Consider the following 23,586-nt stretch of genomic DNA (forward strand, 5'->3'; position numbering starts at 1 on the left):
GCACAGGCCCGCCGACAAGGGCGGCGGTATGGAGGCGGCGCTATGGGGTGGCGGTATGGGGGCGCCGACATGGGCGAGCGACGGCGCCCCCGGTTGCGCGCATCGCCTGCGCGCGCCATCGTCGCCACGATGCATCATTTTCCTGTCGAGCGCGCCGGATGAGCGGAGGCTGGCGATTCGCCGTCGATCGCGGCGGCACCTTCACCGATATTGTCGGGATCGACCCGCACGGCCGCCTGCACACGGCGAAACTGCTCTCCGAAAACCCCTCCGCCTATCCCGATGCGGCGGTGGAGGGGATAAGGCGGCTGACCGGGGCGGGCGCGGGGGCTCTGCCGCCGCTGGAGGTGCGGATCGGCACGACCATCGCGACCAACGCCCTGCTGGAGCGCAAGGGCGCGCCGACCCTGCTGCTGATCACGCGCGGCTTCGGCGATGCGCTGGCGATCGGCTATCAGGACCGGCCGGAGCTGTTCGCCCGCGCGATCGTGAAGCCCGAGCCGCTCTATGCCCGCGTGGCCGAGGTGGACGAGCGCGTCACGGCAGAGGGCGAGGTGATCGTGCCGCTGGACGAGGCGGGCGCGCGGGCCGCGCTGGGCGAGGCGCGGGCGGCGGGGATCGCGGCGGTCGCGATCGTGCTGGTCCACGGCTATCGGCACACCGCGCACGAAGCGCGGCTGGCCGAACTGGCAGCGGAGGCGGGCTTCACGCAGATTTCGGTGAGCCACCGCGTCGGCGCTTTGATCCGGCTGGTCGGGCGCGGGCATACCACCGTGGCGGACGCCTATCTGTCGCCGGTGCTGGGGCGCTATGTGGCGGAGGTGACGGGCGCGCTGGGGGGCGTGCGGCCGCTGTTCATGCAATCGGGCGGCGCGCTGGCGGATGGCGCGGCTTTCTCCGGCAAGGACGCGATCCTGTCCGGGCCGGCGGGCGGCATCGTCGGCATGGTGCGGACGGCGGCCGAGGCGGGCTTCGACCGGATCATCGGCTTCGACATGGGCGGCACCTCCACGGATGTCTCCCATTATGCCGGCACCTATGAGCGGCAGGACGAGACCATGGTGGCGGGCGCCCGCATCCGCGCGCCGATGCTCCGCATCCATACCGTGGCGGCCGGGGGCGGATCGATCTGCTCGCTGTCGGGCGGGCGGCTGACGGTCGGCCCCGCTTCGGCGGGGGCGATCCCCGGACCTGCCGCCTATCGCCGGGGCGGGCCGCTGACGGTGACGGACTGCAACGTCGCGCTCGGCAAGCTCAGCCCCGCTTTCTTCCCGCGCGTCTTCGGCCCGGCGGGCGACGAACCGCTGGATGGTGACGCCGTCACCGCGCGGATCGAGCAATTGCGCGCGGAGATGAGCGCGGCGGGCATGGCGGCGCCGTCACCCGAGCATCTGGCCGAAGGGCTGGTGGGCATCGCGGTGGCGAGCATGGCTAATGCGATCCGCAAGATCTCGATCGAGCAGGGGCATGATGTGACGCGCTACACGCTCGCCTGCTTCGGCGGGGCGGGCGGGCAGCACGGCTGCCTCGTGGCGGATGCGCTCGGCATGGATCGGGTGATGATCCATCCGCTGGCGGGTGTGCTGTCCGCGCACGGCATCGGCCTCGCCGCGCGCGGGCAGGTGCATGAGGCGACGGTGGCGATGCCGCTGGAGGGGGATCTGGCGGCGGTCGCGGATCGCATCGCGGCCGAAGCGGACGCGAAGGCGGACGAGGCGGGGCTCGCTGTCGAGCGCCGGCGCGATCGGATCGCGCGCATTCGCCGCGCCAATTCGGAATGGTTGGTCGATCTGCCCTTCGGCCCGGCCGAGACGATGCGAGCCGGCTATGCCGAACATTATCGCAAGCGCTTCGGCTATGCCGACGATGCCGCGCTGGTGCTGGAATCGATCCGGGTGGAGCTGGCGGAGGAGGCGGCGCCCGTACCGCCCGTCGCGGCGCCTCCCGAGGGCGAACTCGGCGCACCGATCGCCACGACGCCTTTGTTCGCGGGCGGCGAATGGCGCGACGCCCCCGTCCACGATCGCGCGGATATTCCCGAAGGCGCCGCGCTGGCGGGCCCGGCGTTGATCCTCGATCCCGTCTCCACGATCGTCGTCGAGCCCGGCTGGGCGGCGCGGGTGGACGCGCATGGCAATTTGATCCTCGAACGGCGCACCGCCCGCGCCGTCGCGAGGATCGGTGCCGAGGCCGATCCGGTCCGCATCGAATTGTTCAACGGCCTGTTCATGGCGCTGGCCGAGGAAATGGGCGCGGCGCTGCAGGCGAGCGCGCTGTCGGTGAACATCCGCGAGCGGCTCGATTTCTCCTGCGCCCTGTTCGATGCGGGCGGCGCGCTCGTCGCCAATGCGCCGCACATGCCGGTCCATTTGGGCTCGATGGGCGACAGCATCCGCGCGATCGTCGACCGGCGCGGCGGCGGCAAGGACGGGCGCGGCATCCGCCCCGGCGACGCCTATGCGCTGAACGCGCCCTATGATGGCGGTACGCATCTGCCCGACATCACCGTGATCATGCCCGTCTTCGCCGATGGGAAGAGCGATGCGCCCGCTTTCTTCGTGGCGGCGCGCGGGCATCATTCGGATGTCGGCGGCATCAGCCCCGGATCGATGCCCCCGAACAGTCGCGACGTGCGCGAGGAAGGCGTGCTGCTCGACAATCTCCTGATCGTGGAGGAGGGGCGCTTCCTGGAAGATGCGGTCCGCGCTGTCCTCGGCTCGGGCGACTGGCCCGCGCGCGATCCTGCCCGCAACGTGGCGGACCTGCAGGCGCAGGTGGCGGCCTGCATGCGCGGGGCCGAGGGGCTCGCGCGGATGGTGTCGGATTATGGGCTGGAGATCGTCTCGGCTTATATGGGGCACGTTCAGGCCAATGCGGAAGCGGCCGTGCGCGCGCTGCTCGACGGGCTCGACGAGGGCAATTTCGCCTACGAGATGGACGATGGCGCCATCATCCGCGTCTCGATCCGGATCGATCGCATGGCCCGCAGCGCGACGGTGGATTTCACCGGCACGAGCGAGCAGCGCCCGACCAATTTCAATGCGCCCAGATCGATCACGCGTGCGGCCGTCCTCTACGTGTTCCGCACGTTAGTCGATCAGCCGATCCCGATGAATGACGGTTGCCTCGCGCCGATCACGATCGTCGTGCCGGAAGGATCGATGCTCAATCCGCATTTCCCGGCCGCCGTCGTGGCGGGCAATGTCGAGACGAGCCAGGCCGTCACCGATGCCCTGTTCGGGGCATTGGGTGCGATGGCGGGCGCGCAGGGAACGATGAACAATTTCACCTTCGGCGATGCCCGCCGGCAATATTATGAGACGATCGCGGGGGGATCGGGCGCCGGGCCGGGCTATGCGGGCGCCAGCGTCGTGCAGACGCACATGACGAACAGCCGCCTCACCGATCCCGAGATCTTGGAGACACGTTTCCCGGTGCTGCTGGAGGAATTCTCCGTGCGCGCCGGATCGGGCGGGGCCGGGCGCTGGCGGGGCGGCGATGGCGGCCGCCGCCGCGTGCGCTTCCGCGAGCCGATGACGGCGGGCATCCTCGCCAATCGCCGCCGCGTGCCGCCTTTCGGGCTCGCAGGGGGCGCTGCGGGCGTGCCCGGCCGCAACTGGGTGGAGCGGGCGGACGGATCGGTGGAGCTGCTTGGCTCGACGGGCGCGGCGGACTTGCGGCCCGGCGACGTGTTCGTGATCGAGACGCCGGGGGGCGGGGGCTATGGCGCACCCGATCCCGCACAGACCGCTCGTGCTGAGCTTGTCGAAGCACCGTCCTTCTCTTTCGACGCCGAAGAGAAGGACAGCCCTTCGACAAGCTCAGGGCAAACGGCGGTGGATGAGGTGCTGGCGCGGTGAGCCATGCGCTCGCCTTGTCCGGTCTCGCCGTGATCCTGGTGGGCTTTCTGCTGCGGCTCCAGCCTTTGCTGGTGGTCGCGGTGGCCGCCGCCGTCACCGGGCTGACGGGCGGGATGGGGCCGGTCGAGATCCTCGCGGCGTTCGGCAAGGCGTTCAACACGAACCGCTTCGTCACCGTCGTCTATGTCGTGCTGCCGCTGATCGGCCTGATCGAGCGCAACGGCCTGCAGGAGAGGGCGCGCGCGGTGGTGGCGGGAATGCGCGGGCTGTCGCTGGGGCGGCTGCTGGCGGCCTATATGCTGCTGCGCCAGATCTCGGCCGGGCTGGGCCTCGTCCAGGTGGCGGGGCATCCGCAGACGGTGCGCCCGCTGCTGGCGCCGATGGCCGAGACGGCGGCCGATCCCGACGACACGATGCCCCCGCCCGAGCGCGAGCAGGTGCGCGCGCTGGCCGCCGCGACCGACAATATCGCGCTGTTCTTCGGCGAGGACGTGTTCATCGCGATCGGATCGATCCTGCTGATGAAGGGCTTCCTCGATCAATATGGGATCGTGCTGGAGCCGCTGGCGCTGTCGGTCTGGGCGATCCCCACTGCGATCTGCGCCTTCCTGATCCACGGCGCGCGACTGATGTGGATGGACCGTCGCCGCGCCGCTCGCTCACCTTCCCCGTTCGTCCTGAGCGAAGTCGAAGGACGTGCCCCGGGCGAGTCGCTTGAAGCCCGTGCTTCGACAGGCTCAGCACGAACGGGGGAGGGGAATCGCGGATGATCTCCACCGGTTTCCCTTATGCCGTCGCGGGCGCGATGTTCGCGGGCTTCGCGCTCTGGTCGCTGGCGTGCCGCCGCTGGCCGAACGGGCTGATGTGGGGGCTGCTGTCGTTCAGCTTCTTCGCGGGCGACCGGATCGGCGATGTCGCCAACGGCGTGCTGGTTCTCGCGCTGGTCGTGGTGGCGACGATCGGGATGAAGCGCGCGTCCCCGTCTCCCGCTGACCCGGAAGTCCGTGCCGCCTCCGCTGCCCGCTTCGGCAATCGCCTGTTTCTGCTCGCCCTGATCGTGCCCGCGATCACGATCGGCGGCACCTTCCTGTTCAAGGCCTTCCCCGCGCTGATCGATCCCAAGCAGGCGACGTTGATCGCGCTGACCGTGGCCGCGATCGTGGCGCTGCTGGTCGCGATGCGCCTGTTCCGTGCCCGCGCGGTCGAGCCGCTGGAGGATGGCACGCGCCTGATGGATTCGGTCGGCTGGGCGGCGATCCTGCCGCAGATGCTGGCGGCGCTCGGCGCGCTCTTCGCCGCCGCCGGCGTCGGGCAGACGATGGGCGGGATGCTGGGCGCGTTGATCCCGGCGGACAGTCTCGCCGTCGCTGCGATCGTCTATATGGGCGGCATGGCCCTGCTCACGATGGCGATGGGCAATGCGTTCGCCGCCTTCCCGGTGATGATGGCGGCGGTCGGCCTGCCGCTCCTGATCCATGCGCATCACGGCAATGCCGCTGCCGTCGCCGCGATGGGGATGCTGGCGGGTTTCTGCGGCACATTGCTCACGCCGATGGCCGCCAATTTCAATCTCGTGCCCGTCGGCCTGCTCGATCTGTCGAGCCGCTATGCCGTGATCCGCGCACAGGCGCCCACCGCGATCCTGCTGTGGATCGCGAACCTTTCCCTCCTCTATCTGTTGGCTTTCCGATGATTCCCCTGACCGAAGACACCGCCGCCGCCTTCGCCCGCCTGACGCTGGGACATATCGGCCGGCAATATCCGTACAAGATGGATCATGTGCTGCTGGGCGACGAGGATGCGCTGCCGCCGCGCGTGCTGCACCCGATCTTCCACGGCAGCTTCGACTGGCACAGCTGCGTGCATGGCTGGTGGCAGTTGCTCACCGTCGCGCGCCTGCATCCGCGCATCGCCGAGGCCGCCACGATCCGCGCCCGCGCCGACGAGATGCTGGTGCCGGAGAAGGTGGCGGGCGAACTCGCTTATCTCTCGCGCCCGCTCTCCACCGCGTTCGAGCGGCCTTATGGCTGGGCGTGGCTGCTGGCGCTGCATCAGGAGGCGAACCGCCACGCCTCCGGCTGGGGCGAGGCGCTGGCGCCGCTGGCGCACGCCTTCGGCGATCGCTTCACGGTCTATCTGTCGAAGCTCACCTATCCGCTGCGTGTGGGGGCGCATGGCAACAGCGCCTTCGCGCTCGTCCACGCCTCGCGCTGGGCGCGCGAGCATGATCGCGCCCTGCTGGCCCTGATCACGGAGAAAGCCGAGGGCTGGTACGGCCGGGATCGCGCCGCGCAGGCGTGGGAACCGGCGGGCGACGATTTCCTCTCGGGCACGCTGTGCGAAGCTTTGCTGATGTCGGAGCTGATGGCGCCGGACGCGTTTCGCGCCTGGTTCGATGCCTTCCTGCCCGACGTGGCGGAGGGCCGCCCCGAAGCGCTCTTCGCGCCCGCTTTCGTGCAGGACCGCACCGATCCGAAGATCGCGCATCTGGACGGGCTGAACCTCAGCCGCGCCTGGTGCTGGCGCACGATCGCGGCGCGGCTGGGCCCGGCGCACCCGGCCTATGAACGGGCGCGGGATACGGCCAATTTCCACTTCATCTCGGCCATGCCCCACATTTCCGGCGATTATGCGGGCGAACATTGGCTGGCCACCTTCGCCCTGCTGGCGCTGACGGCCTGACCCGGGCGATGCCGCACTCCGGCGAAAGCCGGAGCCCAGAGCTGCAGGCGTCGCGTTCGTAGCTCTGGGCTCCTGCGTTCGCAGGAGCACGGACGCTACTTCAGCGGCAGGTACAAATCCGTGATCGCCTCCTGCTCGGGCACGTCCGGGAAGAAAAGCACGCGCCGGGCGTAGAGCGGGAAGTCGCGTGGTTCCTCGCCGCTCTCCGGCAGCCACCTGCCGTAGAGGAAATGCGCGGCCGGTCGCAGATCGTCGCTGTTGCCGATGATCCGCAGCACCGCGCAGCGTCCGCCGGGGATCAGCCCGGCCTCCATCCCCTCGTCGGCCGGCGTGATCGCTCGGCCGGTGGCGGCGGCCAGATCGATCCGAACCTCTTCGGGCGGCACGCTGTCGGGATCGTTGTGGAAGATCGTGTAGGTGGCGTGGGTGGCGGCGCGCACGCCATTGGCCTTGCGCCAGGCGATGAAGCGGCGGATCGTCTCGCCGATCCGTTCGGGCGCGCCGTGATGCGCCATGAAGGCGACGGGCACGTCGGGCTCCTCGCGCAGGGCGACATCGTCGATCGAGAAGGTCTGGGTCATGATCCGGCTCCGGGCTTCGGCCAGCGGCGCCATTGCCGCGGCCCATGCCGACCAGTCCGGATCCTCGCGAAACGCCGAGGGCGTCTGCCCCACCTTCCGGCGGAAGGCGCGAGTGAAGCCGTCGGGCGCCTCATAGCCCGCATCCAGCGCGATCTCCGTCACCGACAGCTGGCCGCGATAGGCGAGCCGCCACGACGCCCGCTTCAGCCGCGCCAGCTGCACATAATGGAGCAGCGACACGCCGAAGACGGCGCCGAACTGGCGATGGAAATGATACGGCGAGAAAGCGGCGACGGCGCTGAGGGCATCGAGCCCCAGATCGCCGTCGAGATGCTGATCGATATGCGCCAGCACGCGCTGCATGCGCTGATGATAGCGGGCGGGATCGACCGGAGGCTGGGGCACGAGGAGGTCCTTGCTGGTGGCCCGTCCGAAATGCCGGTGATGGGGCGGTCGCGCTCGGCCGATCTTGCGCTTTTCAGGCGCATGACGCGACAGGCACGGTCGTCGCGATGATCAGCAGGTCATCCGATCGCCGGAGCGCGCGCAGGGCAAAGGGCGCCAGATACGATTGAGGGGATGCATCGGCATCGCCACCTCGCCGGGATCCAGCGTGAGGCGCCGGATCGTCTGGCGATCCGCACCCTGCGCGAGCGCATCGAGCGGCATGACGGCGCCGACGCGAGCAAGGGGCGCATCGCCCATACCATAAAAATCCAGCGACCCCGGCGAGACCGCGAAAGCCGTCACCGCCATCGCCGCAATGAACGCGGATACCATGCGCGTTCAACCCTCATGCCCGGCCCGGCGTTCCCCTCGGAACGGGAGAAAAGATGGTTAAAACGCGCCGGGCATCCTGTCGGGCGAGCGGGATTTGGAGTTTGTTTGGGAATGCGCCTTTCGGCGCGTGGCCGCGCCGGCCCATTCCCCCACCCGGCCTGCCATTAAGATGCTGCGGGGTGGGGGAGTGGGCTGGTGCGGCCTCGAAATGCGGTCTTCCTCGCATTTCCAAACAGCGCCTTACCCGTTCAGATCGGGCTCCAGCAGACGGTGCATGTGGACGATCACATAGCGCATCTCGGCATCGTCGACCGACTTCTGCGCCGCGCCGCGCCACGCGCTTTCGGCCGACTTATAATCGGGGAAGAACCCGACCACATCCAGCGTCGAAAGATCGACGAAATCGAGTTCGCGAGGATCCTTGACCCTGCCGCCGAAGACGAGATGGAGCTTGCTCAACTGGCTTTCCTTCGTTCGGCGGCAGCCGGCTCAGCCGCGCGCCTTCATCCGTTTGACCAGCGCGTCGAAGCCTTCGCGCTGGATGACGCTGTCGAAATCAGCCGCCTGCGCCATGGCGACGTTAATGCCTGCCACGCGCAGATTCGCAACCTTCCATGCGCCATTAACTTGCGAGACGGACCAGACGGCGGGCATCGGCTGCTGGCCGGGCTTCACCACCTGCGTCATCACATCGACGCCGCCGGCGGCCGGCTGGGCGCGGATCACCTTCACGGTGGCGTTCGCATATTCGAACAGGCGATCGGTGTAGGTGCCGACGATATAGGCCGGCAGCGCCTGCTTGTAGGCGGCCTTCTGCGCGGGCGTGATCGTGGGCAGCCAGCGGCGGATCAGGCGATCGCCGATCTGGTCGACCGCGACATTGCCCGACAGAAGCGTACGGAACTGCGCCTTGGCGGCGGTCTTGTCGCCGGATTTCATCGCGGCGAAGCCGTCGGTGGTCAGCGTCTGGATGAAACGCTGCGGATCGGAGGAATCGACCGCCGCCTGCGCGGGGGCGAAGGCCAGCGGCGCGGCGATGCCGGCCACGGTGCAGGCGAGGGCGGCCAGAAGCGAACGGGTGGGCGTCATAGGATAGTGTCTTTCGATGCTGTTCGAATGCGAAAAGCGATGGGGCCGCCTAGCGTTCCCACGGTGAATGGAAGACGAATGGGGATGGGAGCCTCTCGTCCCGTACCCGTCATCCTGAACTTGGTTCAGGATCCATGTCCGGACTTCGCCTCACCCCGATCGCCCGGGGTGTGCCGCTCGCATAGATACTGAACCAAGTTCAGGATGACGGGACGGAGGGGTTATCCTGAAATCTTCTCCTTGCCTGCCGCGAAGGCCGCCAGCCCCGCCGCGCTCGCCGCCTTGGTCGCCTCGCCGAACAGGCCGCTGACCTGTTCGCGCAGCGCATCCTTGTCGAGCGAGCCGCCCTTCAGCGCATCCCCACCAGCCTCGCGACCGGCCGCGATCGCGGCCGTGGCGGCGGCGGCCAGCTTGTCGCCGAGCGGCGCCAGCAAAGCCTTCTCCTTCTCGCCGCGCGGGATCAGCGCGCCGGCGGCCGCGCCCAGCGCGATGCCGCCAAGCAGGGCCGCGAGCGGATTGGCTTCCAGCAGCGCGATCGTGTCCTGCACGGCGCCCACCGCCTTCCCGCGCGCCGTCTCGAGCGCGCTCGGCTTCATGGTCTTTTCCGCGGTGGCCTCGGCTTTCGCGGGCTTCTTGTCGCTCTTGCTCATGAGTCCTTGTCTCCTTGGGATTTCCGGCGGCGGAACAGGCGCATGCCGATCAGGGCGCCCACTCCGGCCGCGACAGCCGATGCGGCGACGGGGCGGCTCCGCACCGCCTCCACCGCCTCGTTCGCCATTTCCGCGCCGACGCGCCGCACGCCGTTTACGGCATCGCCCGCCAGACTGGCGGGGCGCAGCCGCTCCTGCAGCGCCGTGATCACGGCATGCAGATCGGCATAGGCCGCCGTCGCCGCCGCGCGGGCGCGCTCGCGGGCTTCGCTGAGGTCCGGTTCGCTCATCTCACTTCATCAGCGCGAGGAAGCGCCGGGCGGCCAGCCACAGCAGCAGTCCCGCGATCAGCAGCGCGATCACGGCCGCCACGGCCAGCCCTCCGGCCAGCCCCAGCCATTGGCCGAGGGCCACGCCGAATGCCGCCAGCAGCACGATCGCGCCTGCAAGCGCCAGCACCAAAGCCACCGCGATCAGCGCCACGCCGATCTTCACCGCGCCCGCCCAGGCGGCGGCGGTCGCGCGGACGAGCGCGATCTCCGCCTGCGCGAAGGCCCTGGCGCTGTCGATCAACCGCGCGAGCAACTCGCGCAGCGATACGTCCTGACGTCCCCCCACGCGCGATATCAGGCCGAGGGCGCATCTTTGTCGGAGGGGGTTTCGAGGCCCGCCTTCGCCAGTCGCGCGACGATGAAGCCCAGCGCCGCCGCCGTGCCCACCGCGATGGCCGGCGCCTTGGCCACCATCTCGCGCGCTTCGTTGAACAGATCGTCCACGTCCTTGCCCTTCAGCGCATCGTTGAAGGAGGCGAGGCCGTCGGCGGCGCGGCGGGCATAATCGCCATATTGGGCGCCCACCTTCGCATCCACCTGGCCGGCGGCATCGTTGATCATGCGGACGAAATCGTCGAGCGCGCCGGTGGTGCGGTCCTTGCCGACCAGCGCATATTCGCGGGCGCGATCATAGCCCTGCGCCTTCACCTCGTCGAACTTCTCGAAGAAGGCGCCGCGCGCGGCGGTGCCGGCTTCGCCGCCGGTCGCATGCGCGGCTCCGCTCGTCTCGTCGGTCGTGCTGGCGCCGTTGATGATGTGATCGGTGCCTTCCGGCAGGGGCGTTTCGGCTGCGGCCATGGGCTGTCTCCTTCTTGCCATTCCAACACATGGCCGCGTCGGCGCGTTCCATGTCGGTCCCGTTATTATTGCCCTTTTCGAGGGGCCCCGATAGAGCCCGCGCGAGTTTCCAGAGCATCCATTTCCAGAACATCCGGAGGATTCCCGTATGACCGCGATCGTCGACGTCCACGCCCGCACCGTGATCGACAGCCGGGGCAATCCCACCGTCGAGGTGGATGTCACGCTGGAGGACGGCAGCTTCGGCCGCGCCGCCGTTCCCTCGGGCGCGTCGACCGGCGCGCGCGAGGCCGTGGAGAAGCGCGACGGCGACAAGAGCCGCTGGCTCGGCAAGGGCGTCGACGATGCGGTCGATGCGGTGAACGGTGAGATTGCCGAGGCGGTCGAAGGCCTCGAGGCCGAGGATCAGGGCGAGATCGACGGCATCATGATCGAGCTGGACGGCACGGACAACAAGTCCCGCCTCGGCGCGAACGGCATTCTCGGCGTGTCGCTGGCCGTGGCGAAGGCCGCCGCCGAAGCGCGCGGCCTGCCGCTCTATCGCTATGTCGGCGGCGTCGCCGCGCATGTGCTGCCCACGCCGATGATGAACATCATCAACGGCGGCGCGCATGCCGACAATCCGATCGACTTCCAGGAATTCATGATCATGCCGCTGGGCGCGGAAAGCCTGTTCGAGGCGGTGCGCTGCGGGGCCGAGATCTTCCACACGCTGAAGAAGGAACTGCACGACAAGGGCCTGGCGACGGCGGTGGGCGACGAGGGCGGCTTCGCGCCGAACCTCGCCAGCCCCAAGGCCGCGCTCGATTTCATCATGCAGTCGATCGAGAAGGCCGGCTATCGGCCGGGCGAGGATGTCGCGATCGCGCTGGATTGCGCCGCGTCCGAATTCTTCAAGGGCGGCGTCTATGATCTGGCGGGCGAAGGGCGGAAGCTCTCGTCGGCCGAGATGGTCGATTATCTGGCGGAGCTGGTCGGCGCGTTCCCGATCGTCTCGATCGAGGACGGCATGGCCGAGGACGATTGGGCCGGCTGGAAGATCCTGACCGATCGGCTCGGCGGCAAGGTGCAGATCGTGGGCGACGATCTGTTCGTCACCAATCCCGCGATTCTGGCCGAGGGCATCGAGAAGGGCCTCGCCAACTCGCTGCTGGTGAAGGTCAACCAGATCGGCACGCTGTCGGAGACGCTGGCGGCCGTCAGCATGGCGCAGCAGGCCGGCTACACCGCCGTCATGTCGCACCGCTCGGGCGAGACCGAGGATTCGACGATCGCGGACCTCGCCGTCGCCACCAACTGCGGCCAGATCAAGACGGGCAGCCTTGCCCGCTCGGACCGGCTCGCCAAGTACAACCAGCTCATCCGCATCGAGGAAGAACTGGGCGCGATCGGCCGCTATGCCGGCCGCGGCGCGCTGAAGATCTGATCCGCTTTCGATAACCCGTCATCCCGGACCTGTTCCGGGGTGACGCGGTGGCGAGAGCGACGGGCCAGAGTTGAGGAATGCGCTTGCCCCCACTTCGTTCGTGCTGAGCCCTTCGACTGCCTGCCAAGGCAGGCGCTCAGGATGAACTTCAGCCCTTCGGGCTGAAGTCGAAGCACGGGCCACATACCATGCCGCCTGAAGCACGTCCTTCGACTTCGCTCAGGACGAACGGGGTTTTTGCGTGCGAGGCACGAGTAGGCGCTTGGATGCCCGAACCAGTCGGGCATGCCGGGGCCCTATATTCGCCCTCGAATCGCCTCCGGAACGACGCATGCGGAAACTGCATGCAAGCCGAACTGTGCCGTAGTTAAGCCACACTTCGTTGTCTGACGTTCATCTTCGCATATCCTCGTGAGTGCCCCGTTTGGAGTCGCCCACGATGTTGTTCGAGGAAGACCTGCGCCGCTCGCCCACCTGCCTGATCGTGCCCGGTCTCGGCAATTCGGGGCCCGGCCACTGGCAGACCATCTGGGAGCAGGAGCGGGGCGATTGCACGCGAGTGGAGTTGGGCTGCTGGGATGCGCCCGTCCGCAACGTGTGGATCGGCCGGATCGATCAGGCGGTGCGCGCGGCGGGCGGCCCTGTCGTGCTCGTCGCGCACAGCCTCGGCTGCGTCGCGGTCGCCTGGTGGGCGGGGCTTCTGGGCGAGGATGTCACCAGCCGCGTCGCCGGCGCCTTGCTCGTCGCGCCCCCCGATGCCGACCGGATCGGATCGGCCGACGTGATCGCGCGCTTCGCGCCCACGCCGCTCGCGCCGCTGCCTTTCCCCGCGATCGTGGTCGCCTCCAGCGACGATCCCTATTGCCGTCCGCATCGCGCGGAGGAGATGGCGTCCGCCTGGCTCGCCGATCTCGTGATGCTGGAGGATCATGGCCACATCAACGCCGCCACCGGCCTCGGCCGCTGGAGCGAAGGCCAGCGTCTGCTCGATCGCCTGATGGAAGGTGACGTCCGCCGCGGCGCCACCCCGCGCGCGCCAGTGACGCAGACGGCCCTCCCCAAGCACGCCACGATGCGCTGAAGGGAGCGCTTCGCGCCCGTTGTGGAGGTTCCAGGAATCCCGTCACCCCGGGCTTGACCCGGGGTGACTAAAGGTGCGCCTTCAGCGGCCTGCGTCCGTCCTCCGAAGCGTCCTATTCACGCGGTCTGCGTATCGTTCAGCCCGATCTCCGCCGGCGTCTCGTTCCGATCCAGCCAGCCCTCGCCGCGCAGCGTCGCGATCCGATTGCGTGCCACCGGCACCTCCATCCCGTTGGCAAGCCGGAGGCGCAGCGAGCGCCCGTCCTCCACCACGCCCCGCACCGCATCGCGCGCGACCCACCAGGAACGATGGACCTGCAGCCCGCGCTCGGGACCGATTTGGTCGATCGCCTCGCGCAGCGTGCCGAGCTGGAGCCACGATCGCTGGTGCGCGTGGATGCGGACATGATGGTCCTCCATCTGCAGGCAGAGAGCGTGCGCCAGCAGATGATCGGGCAGCCGGTGATCCGGGTCGGAGACCGGCGACGATGGCCGCGCGGCAGGAGCCGGGGCGGGGGGCGCGGCCTCGGCGGTCGCGGCTCGCCGCGTGCCATGATAGTGCGTCTCCAGCCAGAGTGCGCCCGCCGCGATCGGCAGGACGATCAGCGCCGTCTGTCCATACCATTCCAGCGCGCGCATGCCCGAGGCGCGGACGGGCCAGAACAGATGGCCGCCCGCCGCCGCCAGCATCGCCATCGGCACCGTCGCCACCAGCAGGGTCGCCCCCACCGCGAAGGCCAGCGGAAAGCCGCGTGACGGGCCGATCACGGCCGCCGCCGCCACGCACGGCCACAGCAGCAAAGTGCCGCTCACGAACAGCCCCGCCCAATAGACGGTGCGCGTGAACAGGTTGGCGGGATAGCTGCCGAACGGGCCGATGATGCCGAACAGCAGGCCCAATGCGAGTGCCCACCCCAGCAGCCTGGCCCAGCGTTCGGGCCTCCCCAGCAGGTCCGAAAGGGTCATGAGCGGATTATGCGGTTCGTCGCACCGATCGGCAAGGGCGTTCGCCCATTCGCCCATTCGCGAAGGGAGGCTCGCGGGAGTGTCGGGGCGCCTGCAATTTTCGCGCATGGCCTTGCTCGATCTGCTCCCAATATTGCCCTCACAGACTGTCATCGGCGACGGGGGTGCTCGCGCTCCCGTCGCGCGGAACAATGCGCGGTCCGAATGGGCGGCGTCTTTGCTCAAATTCGGCCGGATGGCCCGGTTTCGCGGATATGGGCGCGTGGGTGGTGCGCTCGCGGGGGCCGCCTGGTCGCTCGCGCCCGATCTGCGCGCGGCGCGGCGCGAGGTGCTGCGCCATCGCCCGCGTGCCGCTGGCGATGTGCCGCATCTCGGCTCGGTCGCGATCGGCACGACGGGGCTGTGCAACGCCTCCTGCCTGAGCTGCCCTACCGGCAAGGCCAGCACGGCGCACGTTCCGCGCACGCCGATGGCGATGCCGCTATTCCGCAAGATCATCGACGGGATCGAGGAGGAGGGAGTCGATATCCGTCACATGATCGGCTTCGGCCTGTTCGGCGACGGCCTGCTCGATCCCCATGTCGTCGAGCGTGCGCGCTACGTGCGCGAGAAACTGCCGGATGTCCTGTTGTCGGTGAACACCAATGCAGCCGCCTATAACAGCGCGCGTCACAAGGCGCTGCGCGATCATGTGAGCGTGATCGCGCTGCACTGTGAATCGCTGACGCCGGAAACGTTCGATCGGCTGATGGCGCCACTGCGCGCGCGCAACGTCTTCGCGAAATATGAGCGGCTGCTCGATGACTTTCCCGGCCGCGTGCGTGTCAGCGTGCCCGTGAGCCGGATGAACCTGCACGAACTGGAGGCGATGCGCGCCTGGTTCCTCGCGCGCGGTGCGCATGTCGTCGCCTTCGATCCGCTGTCGAGCCGCTGCAGCCCGGATCGTACCGTGTTCGATGCGCTCGCACTCGCGCCGCAGCCGATCCGGTGCGCGCCCGAGGTGATGACCGATCTGATCGTCGATTCCGATGGGCGCGTGCTGGCCTGCTGCCAGGATTTCGAACGGATCGAGCCCATTGGGGATCTGTCCCGCGCGGGCTTCCGCGAGACGATGCTGGGTGTCGCCCGCGCGCAATTCCGGCAGCGTCTGGCCGAGGGGCGACACGCGGAGGTGGCGACGTGCAGCCGCTGCCATGGCGACGTGCGCTCGGCGAATTTTCCGTTCGATCAACTGGCCGATATCGCGGCGGGATGATGTCCTCGCACCTGATCCCGGCAAGCGAATTCAACTCCCTGTAAAACCGGGAAATCGTTGGATCGGGCCGCCGCGACCTTATCGTCGACGTCGACCAGCCACGGTTTCGCGCCCGCGTCGCGCCAGCCGCGCCAAACCGCCGATTCTGCTCGGCTCGTCGCGCGTCAAGCCGGTTAGTTTCATCTCCGAGAAATTTCACCTCTTGCGCCCGGAATCGCGGAATGACACTATCTGTGGTGTCGACGCCATGTGCGAGGCACACCTGATTGAGATCATCCGGAGCGATCCCCATATCGTATCCGGCGCTCCGTCCCTGTTGTCGCAGGGGTGAGGGCGAAGCTGTGACTCCGGTGTGTCGCGCTCTGATGGTAGAAGGGGCGGTGGCCTCGGTCGAACGGATACAGAACGATATTTGGGGGCTGCGATGGATCTCTCGGGTAGCGGTAGCGAAGGACAAGTGAACGACATGGCAGCCCTGCTCGAGCCAGAGGCGAAGGCCGCCAGCAGCGGCCCGCGCGCGCCCTATCCGCTGGATGTCGATCATGGCCGCGATGCGCTCCTCACCGATTTCGGCAAGGAGACGCTGAAGGACCGCTATCTGCTGCCCGGCGAAAGCTATCAGGATCTGTTCGTGCGCGTGGCCTCGGCCTATGCCGACGATGCCGCGCACGCCCAGCGCATCTACGATTATATCTCGCGCCTGTGGTTCATGCCCGCCACGCCGGTGCTGTCGAACGGCGGCACGGGGCGCGGCCTGCCCATCTCCTGCTTCCTCAATTCGGTGGACGACAGCCTGAACGGCATCGTCGACACCTGGAACGAGAATGTCTGGCTCGCCTCGCGCGGCGGCGGCATCGGCACCTATTGGGGGCAGGTGCGCGGCATCGGCGAGCCGGTAGGCCTGAACGGCAAGACCAGCGGCATCATCCCGTTCGTGCGCGTGATGGACAGCCTGACGCTGGCGATCAGCCAGGGCTCGCTGCGGCGCGGCTCGGCGGCGGTGTATCTCGATGTCTCGCACCCCGAGATCGAGGAGTTCCTCGAGATCCGCAACACGACCGGCGACTTCAACCGCAAGGCGCTGAACCTGCATCATGGCGTGCTGGTGCCGGACGCCTTCATGGAGGCCGTGCGCGAGAATGCGGACTGGGAGCTCAAGAGCCCCAAGGACGGCTCGGTGCGCGGCAAGGTCAATGCGCGCTCGCTGTTCCAGAAGCTGATCGAGACGCGGCTGCGGACGGGCGAGCCCTATATCGTGTTCCAGGACACGGTGAACCGCGCCATGCCGAAGTTCCAGCGCGACGTGGGGCTCAAGGTCTCCACCTCCAATCTGTGCTGCGAGATCACGCTGCCCACCGGCCGCGACCAGCACGGCAAGGATCGCACCGCCGTCTGCTGCCTGTCCTCGCTGAATCTCGAGACGTGGGATCAGTGGAACGGCGACAAGCGCTTCATCGAGGATGTGATGCGTTTCCTCGACAACGTGCTCGACGATTTCATCGCGCGCGCCGAGCCCGGCATGGAGCGCGCGGCCTACTCGGCGGGGCGCGAGCGCTCGGTCGGCCTCGGCGTGATGGGCTTCCACTCGTTCCTGCAGGCGCGCGGTCTGCCGTTCGAGGGGGCGATGGCCAAGAGCTGGAACCTCCGCATCTTCAAGCACCTCCAGGCGCATGTGAACGAGGCCTCGATGGCGCTCGCGATCGAGCGCGGGCCGTGCCCGGACGCGGCCGACATGGGCGTGATGGAGCGCTTCTCGTGCAAGACGGCGATCGCGCCGACCGCGTCGATCAGCATCATCACCGGCGGCACCTCGGCCTGCATCGAGCCGATCCCCGCCAACATCTATACGCACAAGACGCTGTCCGGCAGCTTCTCGATCAAGAATCCCTATCTGAAGAAGCTGCTGGCGGAGAAATCGAAGGATTCCGACGCGGTCTGGAATTCGATCCTCGAGAAGGGCGGCTCGGTCCAGCATCTCGATTTCCTCTCGCCGGAGGAAAAGGACACGTACAAGACCAGCTTCGAGATCGATCAGCGCTGGCTGCTCGAGCTGGCCGGTGATCGCGCGCCCTATCTCGATCAGGCGCAGTCGCTGAACCTGTTCATTCCGGCCGACGTGGAGAAATGGGATCTGCTGATGCTCCACTTCCGCGCGTGGGAACTGGGCATCAAGTCGCTTTACTATCTGCGCTCGATGTCGATCCAGCGCGCCGGTTTCGCCGGCGGGGTCGAGGCGGACAACACGCCCGACCTGAAGCAGATCGAGCTGGACGTGAAGGATTATGACGAGTGCCTCGCCTGCCAATAGTCCCCCGGACTATTGGCTGTGCGCGACACTCTCGCCTGCCAATGATCCTCCGGACTATCGGCATGGTTCTCGGCCCTCTCGCCTGTCGATGGTCCTCAGGGGCGTGGTCGGCGGAAGAGGCTGACATTCGGCCTTTCGTCATTGCGAGCGCAGCGAAGCAATCCAGTCCCGCACGCTAGGAACTGGATTGCTTCGCTGCGCTCGCAATGACGATGTGCTGGGCGGCGGCGTCCGCATCGAGATCCGTCGGCGGCCGTCGGGCCGCCTCAGACGGGAGGCGCCCGCGAAACGATGCCTGCGTGGTGCGGGCGTGTCACAACACAGCCTGTTAACGCACACGCCCGTGACGCCACATTGTAACAAGAGATGAGCTCGGCTAATGTTCGTCGGCAATTAACCCTTCGAGCTTACCAGCCCGATATGCCCGTGCGAACCGCCTCTCTTAAAGACGATAGTGCCGAGGCATTCGCTAAGGCGATTCTCGTCGGTGTCACCTATTTCTTTGCCGCGCTCTTTTCGCTCGAGCTGAGCAACGGCCTCTTCGGATTTGCACCGATCTGGCCGGCCAATGCGGTGCTGCTCGCCGCAATCCTGCACGGCGGCCGCCCAGGGCGCCGCTATCTTGTCATCAGTGCGATCGCCAGCATGGCCGCGAACCGCCTTTCGGGTGGCACCTGGCTGATGTGTGCGGGCTTCACCGTCGCCAACCTGTCCGAGCCGCTGCTCGCCCGCGCGATGGTACGCAGGCTGGGCCTGATGCCCGGCATGCCGACCGTATCGGGGCGATGCCTGGCCCTGTTCTGTCTGGTCGCGGCGGTCGCGGCCGCCGCCAGCGCCGCCATCGCGACCAATTTCGCGGTCGGCAGCTACGCGATTTTCTTCGCGTCCTGGTTCCTGGCCGATTGTCTCGGCATGCTCATCATCACGCCGATCGCGATCATGGTCGCGGATGCGCTGGATGAAGGCGCCTGGCAGCGCCTGCGCCGGATCCCGCGCCAATATGTGATCGAGGCCGTGCTGCTGCTGTCGCTGGTCACGGTCGCTTCGCTGATCGCCTTCATGGCCAATCGCTATCCGATGCTGTTCCTGCCGCTGGCGGCGATGATGCTGGTCGTCGTCCGCCTCGGAACGGTCGGCGTCTCGCTCGGCGTGGTGGTGGTCGCCGCGATCGCCACGGTCGCGACGGGCCTCGGCAGCGGGCCCGTGGTGATGATCCATGTCGGGCGCCTGCAGGAAGTGCTGTGCGTCCAGCTCTATCTGTTCGTTCTGTACGCGGCCTGTCTGCCGTCCACCGCCCTGCTCGGCGCACAACGTCGCCTGCTGGACGAACTGCGCGAGAAGAACCGCCTGCTCAATCTGGCGGAGGCGGCCGCGCAACTCGGCCACTGGCGGTTCACGGCGGACAACCGGCAGATGTTCTGTTCGGCCGAAACCTATCGCATCCACGGTGTCGATCCGTCCGGTCCGCCGATCCCGCCCGAGGATGTGTTCGACGTTTATTATGTCGACGAGGATCGCGATCGCGTCCGCGCCATCGTCCACGCCGCGATGCTGGAGGGGGAGGGCTATGAATATCGCTCCCGCATCCGCCGCCCGGATGGAGAGGTCCGCCATGTCTTCGTGCGTGGCGAGATCCATCGCGATCCGCAGGGCGCGATCGTCGCCATCTTCGGCACGATCCAGGATTGCACGGTCCAGACGGAGCAGGAAAGCGCGCTCGATCACGCGCGCATCGCCGCCGAGGAGGCCGCCGCCGCCGCCCGCCTCGCCTCCGAAACCGATGCGCTCACCGGCCTGCCCAACCGGCGCCAGCTGCTGGTGGTGCTGGATCGCTCGCACCAGCAGGCGCGCGATCTGAATCAGGCGCTGGCGGTCGCCATTCTCGACATCGATCACTTCAAGCGCGTCAACGACACGTTCGGCCATGTCATCGGCGATCGCGTGTTGCAGCGCGTCGCCCGCGCGGCCGCGTCGGCGCTGCGTGGCTCCGATTTCATCGGCCGCTTCGGGGGCGAGGAGTTCATCATCGTCCTGCCCAATGCGCCGCTCGATGTGGCGGAGACGATCGCGGACCGGGTCCGCGCCGCGATCGAGGCGGATGCGATGGAGGGGCTGGGGGACCGGCCCCGCGTTACGGCCAGCCTTGGCGTCGCCGGCTGGCAGCCGGGCGAGGCGATGACGGCGCTGCTCCAGCGCGCGGACGAGGCGCTGTACGATGCGAAGCGCGGAGGGCGAAATCTCGTCCGCTGCGCCCAGCGGCGCATCGATGCCGGCCCGGCATCGGATATGATCCGGGAAGCCTGATCCCCAGCGGAGTCAGGTTTTTCGGGGACGGTTCGGCGGGCCGAGGCGCATCGGCACCCGCCGATCGCGCCCCGATCCGGCCGGTCGGGTTCAGCCCTGTTCGACGGCGAACAGCGTGACGCCCTGATATTTCTCGCTGGAGGGATCGAAGATGCTCTCCGGCTCGAACGGCTGATCGGCCGCGACCGCCAGATCCTGCAGCCCGGTCAGCTTGAACGTCCCGATCTTCACTTCGCGCGGCGGCTGGCCGTCACGCTCCTTCGTCACGGCATCGAGATAGAGTTCGTCGTGGCGCGTGTAGAGGATGTGGGGCGCGAGGCGCACCTGCGTGCGATTATAGGTGGCCTTCACGCACTTCTTGAGAGCGATGGCCTGGAGGACGAGAGCATTCTGAGACATCGCTGCCAGTTACTCCGCCGCGCCGAGTCGGTTCAAGCCGCTCTTGTGCGTCGCAGCATCAAAAGCTGTAACCGATTGTCTCGTTTCGCCCTGCGTTCGTCGCGCGGTGTCGCGCTTTAGGCAGAAAACCGCGCTTTTGGGTGGGAAGTGCCTCCACCTTCCCTTCGTCATCGCGAGCGGAACGAAGCGATCCAGCCTCTCGCGCCGGACTGGACCGGTTCGCTGCGCTCGCAATGATGCAGGGCTGTCTCGACAGCGATAGGTCGCCTCAGCCCGCCACCGCCGCCTTCAGCGCCGCGGCCACCTCGCCGGACTTGGCCGTCTTCAGGTCGCCGCAGTGGCGGATGCGCTCCACCGTCCGCGCGAAGGCCAGTTCGCCCGCGCCCAGCGCCTTCACCTTCGGCCCCAGCGTGTCGGCGATCTCCCTGGCGCGATCGGCCGAACATTGCGTGCCCAGCACGGAGGGCAGGCGGCTGGAGATGAAGATGCCGTTGCCCTTCGCGATGCTGTCGTAATGGGCGAGGATCCAGTCGGCGGTCATATCGCGCGTCTGCATCGCCCCGGCGAGGCCGCCGATCAGCGCGACGCGCTCGGTCGGGCGCAGGCGCGTCTCGTTCAGCGTGAACACCCAGCGCGCTATGTCCGGATGGCCCGCGCCCGCGATCGCCTGCAGCGCACGCGCGCGGAACAGGGGATCCTCGCTGGTCACGAGCCGCTCCAGCAACGTCTTCGCGGTCGGCAGCCCGCCCTTCTGCACGGTCAGCGCCAGCGCCGTGCCGAGGAAGGCATCGTCCAGCGCCGCCTTGTTGCCGGCCAGATAGGCGTCGGCCGCCGTCAGCAGCTTGCTCCGCACCGCATCGTCCTCCGCCTCGGACGCGACCAGCCGGACCAGATCCTGGCGCAGCTTCTGCCGGTCGGGATCGTCCGCCTTGTGCGCGCCGGCCGCAGGATCGAAGCCGATCGCGGCGAGCTTGGGCGCATAGAGGCGGCCCATCAGCGTGCGATAATCGGCGGTCGAGTCATCCCCGATCAGCCCGACCGCGCGCAGACCCGCCAGCCGCTTGCCGCCGTCGACCGCGACGTTCGAGTCCGCCGATCCCGCCATCGCCCGCGCCGCCGCGATCAGCTGCGCCGCATCGGCCTTGCCCGATCGGAAGGCGGCCCACAGGCTGTCGCTCGCCGCCAGCGCCTCGCCGGCGGGGAGGGTGGGGGAGGCCACGATCAAGGCCGCCCAATCCTGCGGCGCCAGCGTGAAGCGATAATAGCCCGCGCCGCCCGCATTGGGGATGATCGCGCTCGCCGCCGCCGGGCCGATCGCCATCGTCGGCTTGTCGATCAGCGTGCAGGTCTTGGCGTCGCCCTGCCGCAGGCACAAGGGGATCACCCAACTGAGCGGCGCGGGCGTTGATCCCAGGAACGCATAGCGCGACTGGCTGGCGATCAGCTTGCCGTCCTTGCGGCGGATATCCACCACCGGTACGCCCTGCTGCTCGGTGAAGCTCTTCAGCGCGGGCAGCACGCGCGGATCGTGCGCCGCATCTGCCAGTGCCTGGAAGAATTCGTCTGACGTGGCATTGCCGTAGCGGTGGCGCGACAGATGGAGGCGCACGCCGTCGCGGAATTCCTCGTCGCCCAGATAGGCCGCGATCATCGCCACCACCTGGCCGCCCTTGCCATAGGTGATCTCGTCGAAGGCGCTGTCGATCTGGCCGTTCTCGGTGATCGTCTGGTGGATCGGGCGGCCCACTTCCAGCGCGTCCGTGTTCATCGCGGCCAGCGCCTCGTCGATCGCGCCCACGCCGATATTCATCTCGGGCCGCCACTCGTTGCCGATGCGATAGCCCATCCAGTTGGCGAAGCTCTCGTTCAGCCAGATATCGTCCCACCAGGCTGGGGTGACGAGATCGCCGAACCACTGGTGCGCCAGCTCATGCGACACGACCATGCCGAAATTCTGCTTCTGGCGCGTGGTGGCGCCGTCGCCCAGCAGGAGGATGTCGTCGCCGTAAATGTCGGCGCCCGCATTCTCCATCGCGCCGGGCATCACCGGCGATCCGATCTGATCGAGCTTGGGGAAGGGGAAGGGCTGGCCGAAATAGGCTTCCAGCAGCTCCACGATGCGCGGGCTTTCCGCCAGCGCATAGTCCAGCTTGCCCGCCTGCGCCCTGGTGGCGACGATGCGGAGCGGCAGCGGGGCGGGGCGGTTGGCGGCCGGGGGCGCCTTGCCGTCGGCGGTGATGTACGGGCCCGCCATCATCGCCACCAGATAGGTGGGAAGCGGCAGCGTCGGCTGGAAATGGTGGACGTCCAGCGTCTTCGGCACGGGCAGCTTGTTCGCGCGGGCGAAGCGCGCGGCGGCGGAAGTGGGCGCCACGCGGATGTGCGTCACATTCGTCTCGGGCGCGTTGCTCACCGCCTTGGCGCCGGCCTTGGTGGTGATCGTCACCGTGAAGGGCGTCTTGAAGCCCGGCTCGTCGAACGAGGGGAAGGCCGCGCGCGCGTCGATCGATTCGAACTGGCTCCAACTATACCAGTCATTGCCCACCTTGATCCGGTAGAGGCCCGACGGACTCTCCCCGAAGGGCGCGTCATAATCGAAGGCCAAGGTCACCTTGCCGGCCGGCAGCGGGCTCGCGAAATCGAGTCGCGCGGTGCCGGTCTGGTCCACCTGCACCCACTTTGCGGGGATCGTCCTGCCGCCGACGATCGCGGTGGCGAGGCCCATCTTCAGGTCGCGCCCGTGGAGATAGAGGTGCTGCGTCTCCGCCTTCACCAGCGCGTCGATCTCGACATGGCCCGAAAAGCGCGGTTGATCGGGCAGGATCGTCAGGTCCAGCCGGTAGGAGGTCGGGCGTGCCTGATCCGGCAGCTTGCCCTTGGGCGCATCCGCGTCGGCCACGATGGCGGTGGCGGCGGGCGCTTCCGCCGCCGCGATGGCGAGCGGGGAGGCGAAGGCGAGGGCGGCGAGCAGGATGGCGCGCAAGACGATCTCCGGGGAAGTGTATTGCTCGAATAATACGATGGAGGGCCGCATGGCAAGCGGCCGGATACGAAAACGGGCGCCGCAGCCGCGACG

Annotated in this window: 20 protein-coding genes; 9 read left to right on the plus strand and 11 right to left on the minus strand. The window is 68.1% G+C overall.

Features of this window, described 5'->3' with window-relative positions:
• Window positions 1-158: 158 nt before the first annotated feature.
• Genes HL653_RS12595 through HL653_RS12610 form a run of 4 tightly spaced genes read left to right on the plus strand, consistent with a single transcriptional unit; the run spans window position 159 to window position 6,542 of the window.
• Window positions 159-3,860, plus strand: coding sequence for a hydantoinase B/oxoprolinase family protein (locus HL653_RS12595; RefSeq protein ID WP_171744808.1), 3,702 nt, complete (start codon window positions 159-161; stop codon window positions 3,858-3,860).
• Window positions 3,857-4,630, plus strand: coding sequence for a DUF969 domain-containing protein (locus tag HL653_RS12600; protein WP_171744809.1), 774 nt, complete (start codon window positions 3,857-3,859; stop codon window positions 4,628-4,630). The genes HL653_RS12595 and HL653_RS12600 overlap by 4 nt, the downstream gene beginning before the upstream one ends.
• Entirely contained in the window at window positions 4,627-5,553 is a 927-nt protein-coding gene (locus tag HL653_RS12605) for a DUF979 family protein (RefSeq protein ID WP_171744810.1), read from the plus strand. Before HL653_RS12600 ends, HL653_RS12605 begins: the two co-directional genes overlap by 4 nt.
• Window positions 5,550-6,542 carry a DUF2891 domain-containing protein gene (locus tag HL653_RS12610; protein WP_171744811.1) on the plus strand — a complete coding sequence of 331 codons (993 nt, stop codon included), beginning with the start codon at window positions 5,550-5,552 and terminating at the stop codon, window positions 6,540-6,542. Before HL653_RS12605 ends, HL653_RS12610 begins: the two co-directional genes overlap by 4 nt.
• Before the next feature lie 95 nt (window positions 6,543-6,637).
• On the opposite strand, the gene HL653_RS12615 is transcribed toward HL653_RS12610, so the two are convergent.
• The 8 genes from HL653_RS12615 to HL653_RS12650 all read right to left on the minus strand — a co-directional run bounded on the left by HL653_RS12615 (window position 6,638) and on the right by HL653_RS12650 (window position 10,772).
• Complete coding sequence (locus HL653_RS12615; protein ID WP_253716808.1) at window positions 6,638-7,528, minus strand: GyrI-like domain-containing protein; 891 nt, start codon at window positions 7,526-7,528, stop codon at window positions 6,638-6,640.
• Between the two features lie 111 nt (window positions 7,529-7,639).
• Entirely contained in the window at window positions 7,640-7,903 is a 264-nt protein-coding gene (locus tag HL653_RS12620; RefSeq protein WP_171744812.1) for a hypothetical protein, read from the minus strand.
• 240 nt (window positions 7,904-8,143) lie between these two features.
• Window positions 8,144-8,362: a DUF4170 domain-containing protein gene (locus tag HL653_RS12625; RefSeq protein WP_171744813.1), complete on the minus strand. Its 219-nt coding sequence runs from the start codon at window positions 8,360-8,362 to the stop codon at window positions 8,144-8,146.
• A gap of 30 nt (window positions 8,363-8,392) precedes the next feature.
• Window positions 8,393-8,992, minus strand: a complete 600-nt coding sequence (locus tag HL653_RS12630; protein ID WP_171744814.1) for a phospholipid-binding protein MlaC — start codon at window positions 8,990-8,992, stop codon at window positions 8,393-8,395.
• Between the two features lie 221 nt (window positions 8,993-9,213).
• Entirely contained in the window at window positions 9,214-9,642 is a 429-nt protein-coding gene (locus HL653_RS12635; RefSeq protein WP_171744815.1) for a hypothetical protein, read from the minus strand.
• Window positions 9,639-9,932 carry a hypothetical protein gene (locus HL653_RS12640; protein ID WP_171744816.1) on the minus strand — a complete coding sequence of 98 codons (294 nt, stop codon included), beginning with the start codon at window positions 9,930-9,932 and terminating at the stop codon, window positions 9,639-9,641. Before HL653_RS12640 ends, HL653_RS12635 begins: the two co-directional genes overlap by 4 nt.
• Before the next feature lies 1 nt (window position 9,933).
• Window positions 9,934-10,260 carry a hypothetical protein gene (locus HL653_RS12645; RefSeq protein ID WP_171744817.1) on the minus strand — a complete coding sequence of 109 codons (327 nt, stop codon included), beginning with the start codon at window positions 10,258-10,260 and terminating at the stop codon, window positions 9,934-9,936.
• Between the two features lie 8 nt (window positions 10,261-10,268).
• Entirely contained in the window at window positions 10,269-10,772 is a 504-nt protein-coding gene (locus HL653_RS12650) for a hypothetical protein (protein WP_171744818.1), read from the minus strand.
• 148 nt (window positions 10,773-10,920) lie between these two features.
• Here HL653_RS12650 and eno point away from each other — a divergent pair, with 148 nt between their 5' ends.
• Together eno and HL653_RS12660 are read left to right on the plus strand one after the other, a co-directional pair.
• Window positions 10,921-12,198 carry a phosphopyruvate hydratase gene (gene eno, locus HL653_RS12655; protein ID WP_171744819.1) on the plus strand — a complete coding sequence of 426 codons (1,278 nt, stop codon included), beginning with the start codon at window positions 10,921-10,923 and terminating at the stop codon, window positions 12,196-12,198.
• A gap of 439 nt (window positions 12,199-12,637) precedes the next feature.
• Window positions 12,638-13,279, plus strand: coding sequence for an alpha/beta hydrolase (locus tag HL653_RS12660; RefSeq protein WP_171744820.1), 642 nt, complete (start codon window positions 12,638-12,640; stop codon window positions 13,277-13,279).
• A 116-nt stretch (window positions 13,280-13,395) separates the two neighbouring features.
• On the opposite strand, the gene HL653_RS12665 is transcribed toward HL653_RS12660, so the two are convergent.
• Window positions 13,396-14,244: a LytTR family DNA-binding domain-containing protein gene (locus HL653_RS12665; protein WP_171744821.1), complete on the minus strand. Its 849-nt coding sequence runs from the start codon at window positions 14,242-14,244 to the stop codon at window positions 13,396-13,398.
• Window positions 14,245-14,323: 79 nt separating this feature from the next.
• Here HL653_RS12665 and HL653_RS12670 point away from each other — a divergent pair, with 79 nt between their 5' ends.
• The 3 genes from HL653_RS12670 (at window position 14,324) to HL653_RS12680 (ending at window position 20,111) form a co-directional block, all read left to right on the plus strand.
• Window positions 14,324-15,499, plus strand: coding sequence for a radical SAM/SPASM domain-containing protein (locus HL653_RS12670; RefSeq protein ID WP_171744822.1), 1,176 nt, complete (start codon window positions 14,324-14,326; stop codon window positions 15,497-15,499).
• A 466-nt stretch (window positions 15,500-15,965) separates the two neighbouring features.
• A complete protein-coding gene (locus tag HL653_RS12675) occupies window positions 15,966-17,807 on the plus strand; it encodes a ribonucleoside-diphosphate reductase subunit alpha (protein ID WP_253716810.1) in 1,842 nt (613 codons plus the stop codon).
• Between the two features lie 420 nt (window positions 17,808-18,227).
• Complete coding sequence (locus HL653_RS12680) at window positions 18,228-20,111, plus strand: sensor domain-containing diguanylate cyclase (protein WP_171744824.1); 1,884 nt, start codon at window positions 18,228-18,230, stop codon at window positions 20,109-20,111.
• 90 nt (window positions 20,112-20,201) lie between these two features.
• Here the strand turns inward: HL653_RS12680 and HL653_RS12685 are convergent, their stop codons facing one another.
• Both HL653_RS12685 and HL653_RS12690 read right to left on the minus strand, forming a co-directional pair.
• Entirely contained in the window at window positions 20,202-20,510 is a 309-nt protein-coding gene (locus HL653_RS12685) for a hypothetical protein (protein WP_171744825.1), read from the minus strand.
• A gap of 268 nt (window positions 20,511-20,778) precedes the next feature.
• Window positions 20,779-23,493, minus strand: coding sequence for a M1 family metallopeptidase (locus HL653_RS12690; protein ID WP_253716812.1), 2,715 nt, complete (start codon window positions 23,491-23,493; stop codon window positions 20,779-20,781).
• Between the last annotated feature and the right edge of the window lie 93 nt (window positions 23,494-23,586).

The sequence above is a fragment of the Sphingomonas sp. AP4-R1 genome (genome assembly GCF_013113735.1).
Classification (GTDB): Bacteria; Pseudomonadota; Alphaproteobacteria; order Sphingomonadales; family Sphingomonadaceae; genus Sphingomonas_I.